Annotated in this window: 9 protein-coding genes; 7 read left to right on the top strand and 2 right to left on the bottom strand. The window is 42.7% G+C overall.

Annotated features, from left to right (window positions below; genetic code table 11):
• Positions 1 to 228: 228 nt before the first annotated feature.
• The 4 genes from OLM56_RS09640 (at position 229) to bglX (ending at position 7,512) form a co-directional block, all read left to right on the top strand.
• Positions 229 to 1,770 (top strand): hypothetical protein, encoded by a 1,542-nt coding sequence (locus OLM56_RS09640; RefSeq protein WP_264526802.1) that lies wholly within the window; start codon positions 229 to 231, stop codon positions 1,768 to 1,770.
• Positions 1,771 to 1,799: 29 nt separating this feature from the next.
• A complete protein-coding gene (locus OLM56_RS09645) occupies positions 1,800 to 3,110 on the top strand; it encodes a 3-coathanger stack domain-containing protein (protein WP_264526803.1) in 1,311 nt (436 codons plus the stop codon).
• Between the two features lie 178 nt (positions 3,111 to 3,288).
• Complete coding sequence (locus tag OLM56_RS09650; RefSeq protein ID WP_264526804.1) at positions 3,289 to 4,929, top strand: DUF6377 domain-containing protein; 1,641 nt, start codon at positions 3,289 to 3,291, stop codon at positions 4,927 to 4,929.
• 300 nt (positions 4,930 to 5,229) lie between these two features.
• On the top strand, positions 5,230 to 7,512 hold the full coding sequence (bglX, locus tag OLM56_RS09655) for a beta-glucosidase BglX (protein WP_264526805.1): 2,283 nt from the start codon (positions 5,230 to 5,232) through the stop codon (positions 7,510 to 7,512).
• An 84-nt stretch (positions 7,513 to 7,596) separates the two neighbouring features.
• Here the strand turns inward: bglX and OLM56_RS09660 are convergent, their stop codons facing one another.
• Positions 7,597 to 8,412 carry a helix-turn-helix domain-containing protein gene (locus OLM56_RS09660; RefSeq protein ID WP_264526806.1) on the bottom strand — a complete coding sequence of 272 codons (816 nt, stop codon included), beginning with the start codon at positions 8,410 to 8,412 and terminating at the stop codon, positions 7,597 to 7,599.
• Positions 8,413 to 8,501: 89 nt separating this feature from the next.
• Complete coding sequence (locus OLM56_RS09665; protein WP_264526807.1) at positions 8,502 to 9,506, bottom strand: SDR family NAD(P)-dependent oxidoreductase; 1,005 nt, start codon at positions 9,504 to 9,506, stop codon at positions 8,502 to 8,504.
• Between the two features lie 237 nt (positions 9,507 to 9,743).
• Between OLM56_RS09665 and OLM56_RS09670 the strand changes: the two genes are divergently transcribed.
• The 3 genes from OLM56_RS09670 to OLM56_RS09680 are packed head-to-tail and all read left to right on the top strand — an operon-like array spanning position 9,744 to position 11,998.
• Entirely contained in the window at positions 9,744 to 10,076 is a 333-nt protein-coding gene (locus OLM56_RS09670) for a PadR family transcriptional regulator (protein ID WP_121377294.1), read from the top strand.
• Positions 10,073 to 10,672: a hypothetical protein gene (locus OLM56_RS09675; protein ID WP_121377293.1), complete on the top strand. Its 600-nt coding sequence runs from the start codon at positions 10,073 to 10,075 to the stop codon at positions 10,670 to 10,672. Before OLM56_RS09670 ends, OLM56_RS09675 begins: the two co-directional genes overlap by 4 nt.
• A 6-nt stretch (positions 10,673 to 10,678) precedes the next feature.
• The gene (locus OLM56_RS09680; RefSeq protein WP_264526808.1) at positions 10,679 to 11,998 is read left to right on the top strand and encodes a serine hydrolase domain-containing protein; all 1,320 of its coding nucleotides are present in this window, start codon (positions 10,679 to 10,681) and stop codon (positions 11,996 to 11,998) included.
• Positions 11,999 to 12,045: the final 47 nt, after the last annotated feature.

The raw sequence follows: 12,045 nt of genomic DNA on the forward strand, positions 1-12,045 counted from the left end.
CCAGTTATTACTTCTCGCTTTTAATATTGTGATAAAAACCTTACTTTTCAATCAATTTAAAAACTATTCTATTTGAGATAGTTGACCTAAGAAATTACTATCAGAGTATTGGTGGTAATTCGACAATGAGTTCTGGTGTAAACAGCAATGAATACATCTCAATCTCATATATAAAGTATCAATTTGATACGCAGTGATTTTTAAACATTTAACTTAATTTAATATATTATGAATGCAAAAATCAGGTTAGCAGCGCTGTTGTTATTTTCAGGCGCATTTTGTGCACAGGCACAAAACACAGTAGTAGGAACAGGAGTTTCTGGAACCGGAAATGTGAATCCCCCTTCTACACAGAACACCGTTGTCGGGTCTCTTATTGGAGGGGCAGCAAACACGGGAGGCTCCAATTCCTTTTTTGGCTATCAGGCCGGAATGTCCAATGCAGGTGGTGGAAAGAACACTTTCTTGGGCGCGCTAGGGGGAGCAAGTAATATTTCAGGTGGTGAAAATGTCTTTACGGGCTATTCGTCGGGGAATAAAAATTCGTCAGGAAACTATAATGTATTTACAGGTGCCTACACAGGTTTTAATTCTTCCAAAGCAAGCAATAATGTTTTTACGGGCTGGTCTGCCGGATATTCTAACATTAAGGGAGAACATAATGTATTTAGTGGTTATAGGTCAGGTTATTTTAACTTAGCGGATGGAAATACTTTTTACGGAGCCTATTCCGGGTTGAATAATACGACAGGGATTGGGAATGTTTTTTCTGGAATGAATGCAGGATATAGTAACACCACAGGAGGCGCTAATACCTTTACAGGAGCCAATTCAGGATACTCTAATAGTGGAGGCTGGAACAACAGTTTTTATGGCTATGACTCAGGGCGCTCAAACACAACAGGATTTGCTAATACTTTTACAGGGAATAATTCAGGATATAGCAATACAACAGGTGAATCTAACAGTTTTTATGGCTATGATTCAGGCCGTTTAACCACAACAGGAAATCAAAATAGTTTCCTTGGCTTTAATGCTGGCTATGGTAATACTGCAGGTAATCAAAATGTATCTGTCGGTGCCAGTTCAGGGTATAAAAATGCTATAGGAGTTAACAACGTTTTTGTCGGTTTTGTAGCAGGATTTTATACAACTGCCTCATCCAATGCTTTTGTAGGTTCTGGAACTGGATTTTGGAATTCTACAGGTGAAGGAAATGCTTATTTCGGCTCAAATGCAGGATTTAATAACAAGACTGGTTCTCGTAATGTGTTTCTCGGTGATTCTGCTGGATATAATGAATTAGGAAGCAATAAGCTCTATATCGCAAATAATTCTGCGACAACCCTTATCTATGGCGACTTTTCAACCGGCAAAGTAGGTATTGGAGGTATCAATACCTATGCGACAGCAGATACATTTCCTACAACGGCAGGAGCTGTAAGCTTGGCTAATTATAAGCTTTTTGTTAAAGGAGGCATACTGACAGAAGAAGTACGTGTCAACCTTATGTCGGCTTGGGCAGATTATGTCTTTGCGCCAGACTATCAATTAAAGCCATTGGCTGAGGTGGAAACTTTTATTAAAGAAAACGGCCATTTACCAAATGTTCCTTCTGCAGCAAAAGTAGCAGAAGAGGGTCTTGAATTAGGCGAAATAGCTAAAGTACAACAAGAAAAAATTGAAGAACTGACACTTTATTTGATCGAACAGAACAAAAAAATTGAAGAACTTACGAAACAGGTGAAAATTTTATCGGAGAGAAATTAACTATACGTTTAACATCAAAAATAGACAACATGAAAAACGTATATTTAACTTACTTATGCTTGCTGCTGTTTGCCTTTAAAGGCTATTCGCAAGGAAGCGACGTGATATTCTGGGTAGACAATAGTGGTTCTATCGACCCCGATGAATACAATCAGATGGCTGGATCTATCCAAGCCATAATGGAAAAAGTAATAGCCTGTAATCCTGACAACAGAATTGCCGTAGTGCAATACGGATCAACCGGAGGAGCTGCAGGTGCCAAAATCTGGATTGAGACTCCTTTTACCAATGTGGCTACTGCTTTTGCAAATAGGGGAGGTACTGCTGGTGTTCTTGGAAATAGTGATTTTGCTCATGAATCGCTTGGATTGATCGGAAATGCGCTTGATGGTATACCCAACGCAGGCATAATAAGCCCTACAACCGTATTGAATCGAACGCCAGGCAACTCTCTAGTAATTTATTTTTTTACGGATGCTGCTAGAGATGGTGCAGGGTCGTATTTGGTTAATGCTGCTGCTTCAGGTGTTGGAACAAATGCTGCTTTCCAAAATTATACTACTTTTAAGACGACAAGAAATGCCACTTTTATCTTGACGATGGTTTCTACAGGTTTCGGTTCTTTGGACCTAGCAGCAAAATATGCTGGTGCAGCGATAGCGAGCGGAGGGGGCTCTTATACAGGAATAGTAGAATCATATCCTGCTGACCCCGATGGACCAGGCATAACCCCGCGATTCTTGCTTTATAAGACAACTTTTAGCTTGACAGCAACTGAAATTGATAACACAACAGAAGATATCTGCTCTGTTGCAGTTGAAAATTGCGTGCCCAATCTCGTTCTTGTGTCTCCAACTCATGACGTAAATATCGGGATTCAAGATAATCGCCAAGCATCGAATTCAATAACTGCATCAAATAGCATTTTTGGCACCGTTAGTAGTCCGGGTGTCGGGGTCTATCATGCTGGGAATACGATTGTGCTCGAACCAGGATTCCATAGTATGAATGGTTCCCGATTCAGAGCCTATATACAAGAATGCCCGAGTGATTTTGTGGGCAGGGAAGCTAATTCTGTGCTGACTAAAGATATCAATGAAGAAGAGAAAATCAGCCTGTTTCCAAATCCTTCCAGTACTAACGTAACCATTGCATTAACGCAGTCATTGATACAGCGCATTTCTATTGTATCTATGGACGGAAGGACGATGCTTGACAAGGAAGTCAGAGGAACTGAAAGTTATGAGGTTGCCGTTAACGATTATAAAGAAGGCATCTATCTTGTTACGGTTATAGCTATGGATGGAAAGATTTTTAAATCAAAACTGGTTAAAAAATAATCCATAAGCAGACAGCTAAAACCAAGAATACTACAACATTTTTTGATTGCGACGGCGGGCTATGATATATACCCGCCGTTTTGCATTTTAAGTTTTATCAGTTGCCGGCTTGAAGCTATTCTTCATTAAAAATGCATTTGGTATATTTGCGATACCCGTAACTAAAGCTGTTGCCTAATTGAGAGCCTTTCTTTTTATACTTGTGTTTTGTATCGCCCAGCATGCGGCTTTTGGTGCTGCGAAAGACTCCCTGTTTGCACAGCTCAGCCATGCCGTAAAGAACAAGCGAGCCTATACACAAGAAAAAGACAAGCGCATTTCGGTCTATAAGAAATTGCTGGCTGGCGAAAATTCTCCAGAAGAACAGTATAAGATAAACGAAAGCCTGTATAAGGAATACCGAAAGTTTAAGATCGATTCGGCTATTTACTATGTCAACCAAAATACAGAACTGGCAGCACAGCTGCAGAATAACGATTTAGGGGTGGCTTCGCAGATTCAATTGGCGAACCTTTATTCGTCGTCGGGAAAATACAGAGAATCAGAAGCTATACTCAAAAGCATCGACAGCAAGAAGCTGGCAAAGCCGATTCAGGTGCTGTATTATGAATTCTACAGCCAGTTTTTCGAGCATTATGCGACCAACAATTACAGCAAGTTCTATATCGAACAGATTGAGGTATATCGTGATTCGCTGTTGCATGTTCTAGATCCGAACTCGATCAAATATAAGATCAACCTGGCCCAGCAGAACATCTATAAAAACAGATTGGACGTTGCCAAAAAAGACCTGCTGTATTTGATGCGCACGTCAAAAGCAAAGGACGAGAATTACGCCATGTTCGTCTATTTATTAGGAGATATTTCTGGACTCCAGAAACGTTGGGACGACCAGCGGATGTACTACAGCCGCGCCGCGATAACTGATATCGAAAACGCCATTAAAGACAACGCGGCCATACAGAACTTGGCGGTTATTTATTATGATTTGGGCAATATCGATAGGGCGTATAGCTGTGCCCAATCGGCTATCGAAGATGCCATATTCTGCAACGTCAAATTCCGCACCCTGCGCATGTCCGAGCTGTATTCGATTATCAATACGGCCTATCTCGACAAGGAAGCGAAAAACAAAAGCGAGCTTAAAAACTACCTGATTCTTATCAGCGTGCTGACCGTATTCCTGGTGCTGGCCATCGTGTATGTGTACCGACAGATGAAAAAAGTGTCGCGCGTCAAAGAAGAACTTTCAAAAACCAGCCAGAAACTGGCTGAACTGAACAAAGAAATACTGTCGGCCAACGAAAACCTAAAAGACACGAACGGGCAGCTCTACGAATCCAACCGTATCAAAGAAGAATATATCGCCTATTTTTTCGATATCTGTTCTGCCTATATCAACAAGATGGAGGACTATCGGAAAATGCTGAACCGCAAAGCCCTTAACAAACAGCACGACGAACTGTTCAAATTGCTGAAATCAACCGATATTGTCGACAACGAGCTGGAAGAACTGTACAAGAGCTTCGATACGATATTTATCAGCCTCTATCCTTCGTTTGTTAAAGAATTCAATGCCCTGCTATTGCCAGAAGAACAGGTCACGCCAAAAGCCAACGAAATCCTGAATACCGAATTAAGGATTTTCGCCCTGATACGCTTGGGCATTACCGACAGTGTCAAGATAGCCGCCTTCTTGCGCTATTCCTTAAGCACGATTTATAATTACCGCACGAAAGCCAGAAACAAGGCCGCCGTTTCCCGTGAAGAGTTTGAAGTCATGGTCTCTAAAATAGGCGTGATACAAGCAAAACAATAATCTGCTACCTCGCAGGAAATTCAATACTGCTGCACAGTAGAAAAGCAATTATTGTACAACTGTATAGCTAATGTAGGGGTGTCAAAATCCATTTTAAACTTTCTATTGGGACTACTTTTTGAAGACCTCTTTTTGATGTAATCCCCTGTATTATCAAGGTGTTACCTTTTTGAATCACTACTTTTTTACTCGCGTCTTCCCAAACGCAACTATAACGTTATAGTTTTACATTCGAATCCGGATTTCAAACCAAGATTCAAATGTAAAACCTCCATAAAACCACACTTAGTTTTATTTGTTATGAAAAAAAGTATAATCACATTTTTGACCTGCTGCTTGGGAATCGTATCACAGGCACAGCAATCAAAAGACCCTAAAATGAATGCCTTCATCAACGACCTGATGAAAAAAATGACGGTAGAAGAAAAGCTGGGGCAGTTAAACCTTCCGAGCCAAGGCGACATCATTACCGGACTGGGCACTAACGACAACATTGGCGCCAAGATCAGAAAAGGCCAAGTAGGAGGCCTGTTTAATATAAAAGGTGTTGATAAGATCAGAGAAATCCAGCGCATTGCAGTAGAAGAAAGCCGCTTGAAAATCCCGATGCTTTTTGGGATGGATGTAGTGCACGGTTATGAAACTGTATTTCCGATTCCGTTAGGACTGGCGTGTTCTTGGGACATGAATGCTATCGAAGAATCAGCCCGAATTGGCGCAACAGAAGCCAGTGCCGACGGTATCAATTGGACCTTTGCGCCTATGGTGGATATTGCTCGCGACCCGCGTTGGGGACGTGCCTCTGAAGGAAGCGGTGAAGACCCTTTTCTGGGCGGACAGATTGCCAAAGCGATGGTACGAGGATTTCAAGGAAAAGACAACAGCTTTTCGTCGAATACCAACATCATGGCGTGTGTGAAGCACTTTGCCCTGTACGGAGCAGGCGAGGCAGGAAGAGACTACAATACCGTAGACATGAGCCATGTTCGAATGTACAACGACTATTTCTATCCGTATAAAGCAGCAGTAGAACAAGGTGTCGGCAGCGTGATGGCTTCCTTCAATGTTGTTGATGCTGTGCCTGCACACGCCAACAAATGGCTATTGACGGATGTATTGCGCAAGCAGTGGAACTTTGACGGCTTTACGGTTGCCGATTATGGCGGCGTGAGCGAAGTCGTTGCTCATGGATTGGGCGATTTGCAGACCGCATCTTCGTTAGCGCTTGCCGCCGGCTTGGATATGGACATGGTAAGCGAAGGCTTTCTTACAACACTTAAAAAATCATTAGACGAAGGCAAAATTACCGAAGCACAGATTGATACTGCTTGCCGTCGCATATTGGAAGCCAAGTACAAGCTAGGATTGTTTAAAGACCCATATAAGTTCTGCGATGCCTCTCGTGCCAAAAAACAGATTTTTACCAAAGAACATAGAAGCATAGCCCGCAGGATCGCTTCAGAAAGCTTCGTATTGCTCAAGAACGATAAAAATATCCTTCCATTGGCGAAAAACAAGACGATAGCAGTAATCGGTCCGCTGGCCGACAGCCGATCGAATATGGTCGGAACCTGGAGCGTTGCCGCCAAGCTAGACAAGCCGTCTTCATTAATCGAAGGATTAAAAGAAGTAGGAGGCAGCCGTACGACCATCCTCTATGCCAAAGGCTCGAACCTGCTTAGCGACCCTAAGATGCAGCAAGATGCCACGATGTTCGGACGCGACATACCGCGCGATAACCGAACAGAAGAAGAGCTGACGAAAGAAGCGTTGGCCATTGCCGCAAAAGCCGATGTTATCATTGCGGCTATGGGAGAAGCTTCTGAAATGAGCGGCGAATCCAGCAGCCGTACCGATATTGGTATTCCGGAGGTACAGAAAAGATTGCTGGCCAAATTATTAGAAACAGGCAAGCCCGTTGTCTTGGTCCTTTTTGCCGGACGTCCGATGACTTTGGTCTGGGAACAAGAAAACGTTCCGGCCATCCTGAACGTATGGTTTGGCGGAACCGAAGCAGCACAGGCTATTGGCGATGTCGTATTTGGAAATACCAATCCGAGCGGCAAATTGGTTTCTACTTTCCCAAGAAGCGTGGCGCAGATTCCATTGTACTACAACCATCTGAATACAGGAAGGCCAGCCTCTGATAAAGGGTTTGAGAAATTCCGAAGCAATTATATGGACGAGAAAAATGGGCCGCTGTATCCGTTCGGATTCGGATTAAGCTACACGCAATTTGAATACGGCGACATCAAGCTCAATAAAACAGACCTGGATGCGAGCGGAACGATAACTGCAACCGTTACGGTAAAGAATACAGGAAAGACAGAAGGTGCCGAAGTCGTGCAGCTGTATATAAGAGACTTGGTCGGCAGTATTTCAAGACCCCTAAAAGAATTAAAAGGATTTGAAAAAATCAAGCTGAAAGCAGGCGAGTCAAAAACTGTCAGCTTTACCATAAACGCCGAATTATTAAAATTCTACAATTCCAATATCGAATATGTAGCAGAGCCGGGAGAATTTGAAGTCATGATTGGCACCAACAGCCAAGACGTCAAAACGGGCCGATTTAATCTAAAATAACCGTTTTTATTATAGTTATTTTTTTGTGATGGAAATAGCCTGTAAGCAATTACAGGCTATTTTGTTGTATGCTATAAGCACGGCCTAGCTAAAGTGCGTGGGTACTCGGGCAGGCGATACGCCATATTTCTTTTTAAAAGCGAAAGAAAAATGCGATAAGTCTTCAAAACCGACTTCGAGATAGACTTCGGTCGGTTTTTTCTTTTTTTCGACCAGCTGATAATAGGCCAGCTCGAGCCTTTTTTCCGTCAGCCACTTTTGAGGCGTTGCCTTGAAATGTTTTTTAAAATCCCTGTTGAAAGTAGACAAGCTCCGTCCGGTCAGGTAGCCTAGTTTCTCCATAGGCATGTTGAACATGAAATGGCGCTGCATAAAATCGACCAAGTCAATTTTGCCAGGCTCGTCAAAATTAGCGAGTACGCTGTCTACGTCGCTATCAATCGCTCTTAAGATACTGATGGCTTCCGTAATTTTTAGGGATGCAATGTTTTCAGGAAACGCTCCTTCCATATCAAAATAAGGAATCACAGAAGCAAGGCAGCTTTCCAGCAGCGGATGGTTCTTAAAGCTATATATTTTCTGCGAAGGCTTTATCCTGCTGTCGATCTCGACCTTTTCATAGAACTTCTTTAATCGTTCTGTCGAAAGGTGCATGACCACTGTCTTATGCGGCTGTCCGTTTTTTGGATAATTGATGACCGTAGCCAATACGTTTCTCGGAATCAGGAAAATGTCGCCTTCCTTAAAGTGGAAAACCGCATCCGCCTGTATGATTTTAGTTTCTCCCGAAATAAACCAAATGAGCATGTGATCCTCAAAAATCAGATCCGATTTAAAAAGCCTGTCCTCATAGCTGGAGAGCTTGATATCGCGCGTCAGGTATTTAGATATAGGATTCATAAATAAGCAAGTTCAGGAATTTCGCCAACCCAAAGATACTAAACCCAAAAATTAATCCGATGGATTGGCGATAAGAATACGTTCCTCTATTAGTCGATTTTAAAAGATACTCCCGTCATTTCCTCACTTGCTTCCCACAATCTTGCAGCGTTGCTTTTATCGAGCGAATACAAACGCACGCCGCTTGAAGCTCCTGCAGCGGCACTATCGTCAAGCAATTCGGCAACTTCCACATCTTCGCAATAAACGCCTCCGATAGACTCAAGTAACGGACTTGTCGCGCACCATACTGTCGTAGCTGCGCCCTGCGGAATAGTTTTCAGGCTTGCCGCTACTTCTGGAAAGATATTGCCATCGGCATCACAAAAGCCCATCTTTTGGAATAGCTCTAAAGGCGCTTCCCTTCCTAATTCCGTTCCGCCTATGGAGCCGGGATGTAATGAATACGCTCGTATGCCGAATTTTTGCGCTCGGCTGTCTAATTCAAGAGAAAACAAGTTGGTTGCTGTTTTTGACTGTCCGTACGCCTGCAGCGTTTCGTATTCCCTATAAAGGAAATTAGGGTCGTCAAAATCAAAAGGCGCTATGTGGTGGCCCAAAGACGATACATTGACTACTCTTGCTCCGTTTGCTTTTTTTAGGGCAGGAAACAGTCTTGCCGTAAGGTGGAAAGTACCTAGATAATTAGTAGCCAATTGCGACTCGAAGCCGCGGCTGTCCCTGCGAAGCGGCACCCACATGATGCCCGCATTGTTGATCAGCAGATGCAAGGGCCTGCCCGACGCCAAGAATTTTGCAGCAAAGGCATCGATAGAAGCAGGGTTTATGACATCGAGCGCTTCGACTTCTACATTGTTAATACCTAGCAAGTTTCTTTTGGCTTTTTCGATATCCCTTGCCGGCACGATTACCGTGGCTCCGGCAGCAGCCAGCGTTTTTGTGGTTTCCAGGCCAATGCCCGTGTTTCCTCCTGTCACAATTGCGATTTTTCCTGTAAGGTCGATGCCTTTAATAACATCAGTTGTCGTCGATGCTGCATTGTAGCCAGAACCTATCGGCTGCTGCAATGCTCCTTGATAATTGTCGTGTCTCATTTTTAATTGTATTACTGTTATGAGGCAAAATTAGACACGGAACAGCCTCATGACTTTGTTTTAAAAGTCAATTTAGTTTGTTTAGAATGTCATCTGGATGGAAGATTATGGTGTTATATCTACTTGCCTTGGGAAATTTTTGATTTTAGAGGGTTGATTTTGGGGTGTTTGCGTAAAGTTTTTAAATTTTAAACCAAATACATTGTATAGCAATGTATTTGGTTGTATGTTTGTCTCATGGAAGAAAACTTTACAACCAAATGGATATCGCAGCTCAAGAAAGGTACTCTGTCCTTCTTGGTGCTTAGTATTTTGAAAGACGAGAAGGAATACTACGGATACGACCTCATCAATGAGATAAAAAAGAAAACGAGCATCGACATTGCCGAAGGCACGCTTTATCCCTTGATGAACCGACTAAAAAAGGAAGATCTGGTAGCCTCTCAATGGGTCGAGCAGGAGTCTGGCATTCCCCGGAAATATTATAAGATTACTCCGCTGGGACTGGCTACCGTTACCGAAATGAAAAATTATTGGGACAACCTCAATGCAACAATTAATCTGATATGAAATTCAAAGAAATAGAATTTAAGGACCAAAGCGCAAAAAGAATCTACCTCGATTATGTGTCAAGAGTCCAGCACGCCACAAAAGTGCTGAACAAAGAAAACCAGCAGGAAGTACTGTTGGAAATCAACAGCCATATTTATGAAAGCCTTAGCGATTATCCCGAAAACGGAAAAGGGGAGGTTGAAAGATTGCTGGATAGCCTTGACAAGCTAGGGCAGCCAGAGGTTTTCCTAAAGCCTTTGGTGGCAGAGAAGAAATTAGACGAAGCCACAAAAACCTTTAATCCCGTCAAGATTGTCAAAGCACTGGCGTTGAATATCGGAAATGGTATTTCGTATGCCGTCTTTGCGGTGCTCTATCTGTTACTGTTTGGTTTTCTTTTCCTGATTATAGCTAAGATTGCCGATCCGCAAAACGTAGGACTGTTTTACCGTCCGAACCAAGTTTTTATTCTCGGCTATTATAGCAAAAACGGAATCAGCTATACTGCCTACGAACAGCTAGGCAATTGGTTTATACCCTTGATGCTAGCGCTCGCTGTCTTCTTTTACCTGCTTATCACGCTACTACTACGATTAAAAAGAACCTTGAAATAATATACAATGACTAAAAAAAACATAGCAGGACTATTGTGCTGCTTTATCTCATGCCTTGCATCTGCGCAAAAGATAGACACGCAGCAACTCGACCGTTATTTTAACGCGTTGGAAGAAAACAACAAATTTATGGGCAGCGTTGCCGTTTCGCAAGATGGCAAGATCATCTATGCCAAGGCCATCGGTTTTTCTGATCTTGAAAACAATACGAAAGCCAATACGGCTACCAAATACAGGATCGGTTCTATCTCGAAGACCTTTACGTCGGTTTTGGTCTTGAAGGCCTTTGAAGATAAAAAGCTGGACTTGGATACCACGATAGAAACGTTTTTTCCGACCATCAAAAACGCCAACAAGATTACCATACGGCAGCTGCTTAGGCACCGAAGCGGTATCTATAATTTTACGGATGATGAAGAGTTTAAGATATGGAAAACGCAAGCCAAGACCGAAAAAGAAATGGTAGCGATTATCGCAAAAGGAGGAAGCGATTTTGAGCCGGATACACAAGCTGCCTACAGCAATTCAAATTATGTATTGCTGACGTATCTTTTGGAGAAGACCTACAAAAAGCCGTATTCTGAATTGCTGAAAACCTATATTGCAAAGCCAGCCGGACTGAAAAATACCTATTTTGGAGGGAAGATCAATACGAAGAACAATGAAGCCGCATCGTATGCGTTTGCCGATGGCTGGAAGCTGGAATCGGAAACGGATAGCTCGATACCTTTAGGCTCTGGAGGAATCGTTTCTACGCCCAGCGACCTCGTACACTTCAGCGATGCGCTTTTTACTGGGAAATTGCTAAAAAAGGAAACCTTGGAACTGATGAAGACCATCAAGGATACTTATGGCATGGGGCTTTTGCAGCTTCCGTTTTATGAAGACATAGCTTACGGACATCGTGGAGGGATTGATAAATTTACTTCTGTCTTTTCGTATTCTTCCGATAAAAAGCTCTCCTTTGCCCTGACCTCGAACGGATCAAACTACAACGGTAATGAAATTCCTGTTGTCGTGCTGAGCGCAGTCTATGAAAAGCCGTTTGATATTCCGGAATTCAAGACCTTCCAAAACAATCCTGAAGACCTTGAAAAATATGTCGGGACCTATGCGTCGAGTCAGCTCCCGTTCAAATTAACTGTATCAAAAGAAGGCAAGACGCTTGTAGCACAGGCTCCTGGACAAGCTCCGTTACAGCTAGAAGGCATTGAAAAGGACAAGTTTGCTTTTGAAAAAGCAGGAATCATTTTGGAATTCAAACCAGGAGAAAAGGCCATGGTGCTAAAACAAGGCGGCGGAGAATTTGCATTTGTGAAGGAATAAAGGCATTCGCATCGAGCTGTTTTTTTTCGTATTTTTAAGAGGAATAA

Source organism: Flavobacterium sp. N2550 (genome assembly GCF_025947265.1).
Taxonomy (GTDB): Bacteria; Bacteroidota; Bacteroidia; order Flavobacteriales; family Flavobacteriaceae; genus Flavobacterium; species Flavobacterium endophyticum.

Bases quoted from the DNA above. Each gene is read 5' to 3' on its own strand.
- OLM56_RS09640 (WP_264526802.1), top strand. From the start codon at position 229: ATGAATGCAAAAATCAGGTTAGCAGCGCTGTTGTTATTTTCAGGCGCA.
- OLM56_RS09645 (WP_264526803.1), top strand. From the start codon at position 1,800: ATGAAAAACGTATATTTAACTTACTTATGCTTGCTGCTGTTTGCCTTT.
- bglX (WP_264526805.1), top strand. From the start codon at position 5,230: ATGAAAAAAAGTATAATCACATTTTTGACCTGCTGCTTGGGAATCGTA.
- OLM56_RS09660 (WP_264526806.1), bottom strand. From the start codon at position 8,412: ATGAATCCTATATCTAAATACCTGACGCGCGATATCAAGCTCTCCAGC.
- OLM56_RS09665 (WP_264526807.1), bottom strand. From the start codon at position 9,506: ATGAGACACGACAATTATCAAGGAGCATTGCAGCAGCCGATAGGTTCT.
- OLM56_RS09670 (WP_121377294.1), top strand. From the start codon at position 9,744: ATGGAAGAAAACTTTACAACCAAATGGATATCGCAGCTCAAGAAAGGT.
- OLM56_RS09675 (WP_121377293.1), top strand. From the start codon at position 10,073: ATGAAATTCAAAGAAATAGAATTTAAGGACCAAAGCGCAAAAAGAATC.
- OLM56_RS09680 (WP_264526808.1), top strand. From the start codon at position 10,679: ATGACTAAAAAAAACATAGCAGGACTATTGTGCTGCTTTATCTCATGC.